Annotated in this window: 2 protein-coding genes; both read right to left on the bottom strand. The window is 69.5% G+C overall.

Annotated features, from left to right (window positions below):
* Positions 1 to 884: PA0069 family radical SAM protein (locus AC1D15_RS29620; protein ID WP_477828835.1), on the bottom strand; the 884-nt coding region annotated here is incomplete at its 3' end.
* Between the two features lie 98 nt (positions 885 to 982).
* Positions 983 to 1925 (bottom strand): SDR family oxidoreductase (locus AC1D15_RS29615; protein WP_477828834.1); only part of this gene is annotated, 943 nt, incomplete at its 5' end.

The raw sequence follows: 1925 nt of genomic DNA, 5'->3' as shown, positions 1-1925 counted from the left end.
ATGCGCGCCATCACACGGGCCGCGCGCTCGGGGAAGTGCTGGTCGAGCCACTGCTGGAACAGCGGGTTCACCTCCCAGGGCAGGCGCAGGATGATGCTGAAGGCCGAACGCGCGCCGGCCTCGGCAGCCGCCTCGACGATGCGCTCGATCTCGGGCTCGTTGATGAACGGGATCACCGGCGACACGCTGACCCCCACCGGCACGCCGGCCTCGGCCAAGGTCTTGATCGTGCGCAGCCGGCGCTGCGGCGACGCGGCGCGCGGCTCGAGGATGCGCGAGAGCTCGGCATCGAGCGAGGTCACCGACACGTACACCGCCGCCAGCCCGCGCGCCGCCATCGGCGCGATCAGGTCGAGGTCGCGCTCGACGCCGGACGACTTGGTGACGATCGAGAACGCGTGGTCGCAGCCGTGCAGCACCTCGATGACCGAGCGGGTGATGCCGAGCTTGCGCTCGACCGGCTGGTAGGCGTCGGTGGCCGAGCCGATGTTCAGCATCTGCGGTTCGTAGGCGCGGCTCGCGAGCGCCTCGCGCAGGCGTTCGGCGGCGTTGACCTTCGCGATGATGCGGGTCTCGAAATCCAGCCCCGGCGACATGTTGAGGTAGCTGTGCGTGGGCCGCGCGAAGCAGTAGATGCAGCCGTGCTCGCAGCCGCGGTAGGGGTTGATCGACAGGTCGAAGTGCACGTCGGGCGAGTCGTTGCTCGTGAGGATGCTCTTGACCCGCTCCTCGATGATCTGCGTGGCGCGCGGCAGGTGCTCTTCGCTCGCCTGCTGCTCGAGCGTGCCCCAGCCGTCGTCGAAGTCTTCGCCGCCGCGCGTCGTGAAGCGGTGCTCGATGGCCCACGCGGTACCGCGGCCCTTGGTGGCGCCGGGCGCCGGCATCGGCACGAGCGGCTGGATCGGCGGGCGGGACTGGATGGGGTTGAACTTCCGGGGCATCCTGTAAATATATACAGTATTCCCCGCCGAAGCCAGCCGGATCAGATCGCGCCGATGCTCCCGGTCACCGGCAGCACGATGCCGGTGATGTAGCCCGAGCAGGCCGGCGACGCGAGGAACACATAGGCCGGCGACAGCTCCTCGGGTTGCGCGGCGCGGTGCATGTCGGTGCGCTGCCCGAATGCCGCGACCTTCTCGGCAGGCGCATCGGCCGGGTTCAGCGGCGTCCAGACCGGTCCCGGCGCGATCGCATTGACGCGGATGCCGCGGTGCAGCACRTTGCTCGCGAGCGATTTCGTGAACGCATGGATCGCGCCCTTGGTCATCGCGTAGTCCAGCAGGTGAGCACTGCCCTCGAGCCCCGTCACCGAGCCGGTATTGATGATCGCGCCGCCGCGGCCCATGTGCGGCAGCGCGGCCCGGGCCATCTGGAAGTAGCCGTAGGCGTTGGTGCGCAGCGTCTCGTCGAAGCGCTCGTCGGTGATGTCCTCGATCGCGTCGGCATGCTCCTGGAACGCGGCGTTGTTGACCAGCACATCGAGCTTGCCGAAGGCCTTCACCGCCCGGGCCACCGCATCGCGGCAGAACGCCGGGTCGCGCACGTCGCCGGGGATCAGCACGCAGCGGCCGCCTTCGGCCTCGACGCAGCGCTTCGTCTCCTCGGCGTCTTCGTGCTCGTTCAGGTAGACGATCGCGACATCGGCGCCTTCGCGCGCGAACAGCACGGCCACCGCGCGGCCGATGCCGGAGTCGCCGCCGGTGATCAGCGCCGCGGCGTCCTGCAGCTTGTGGCTGCCTTCGTAGTACGGCGCGAGGAACTTGGGCTTCAGCTCGAGTTCGGCTTCCAGCCCCGGCTTGGCGATGTGCTGTGCGGGCAGCCGGGCCGGCTGCTCACGGGCACCGGCCTGCACCGGTGCCTTGCTCTTCTGCTTGTCGGTGGGGCCCTTCTTCGCGTCGGCGCTGTCCTGCGCGGCCTGGATGCTG

The sequence above is a fragment of the Rhizobacter sp. P2_H2 genome (assembly GCF_056403375.1).
The sequence above is the reverse complement of the archived record's forward strand: the minus strand, read 5'-3'. Positions and strand labels throughout refer to the sequence as shown.